1 protein-coding gene is annotated in these 261 nt (G+C 34.5%); it reads right to left on the minus strand.

What is annotated here, in order from left to right:
- Positions 1-3: 3 nt before the first annotated feature.
- The coding region (locus ACPWR9_RS25865) for a hypothetical protein (protein ID WP_426335286.1) at positions 4-261 on the minus strand (258 nt) is incomplete at its 5' end.

The raw sequence follows: 261 nt of genomic DNA on the forward strand, positions 1-261 counted from the left end.
GCGCTATTTTTTTTTTTGTTGTTGTTTATGGGCTTGGGTTGGGTGGGCATTGGCGCTGAGAAAATGGGCGGCGCTGGGGGGTTTTTTTTTTTTTTTTTTTTTTTTGGGTTTTTTTTTTTTTTTTTTTTTTTTTTTGTTTTTTTTTTTTTTTTTTTTTGTTTTTTTTTTTTTTTTTTGTTTTTTTTTTTTGTTTTTTTTTTTTTTTTTTTCCCCGCCCGCGGTGGCGGGGGGTTTTGTGTTGCCCACACCCCCCCCCACCCT

This window comes from Pandoraea pneumonica (assembly GCF_049918595.1).
GTDB lineage: Bacteria > Pseudomonadota > Gammaproteobacteria > Burkholderiales > Burkholderiaceae > Pandoraea > Pandoraea pneumonica_A.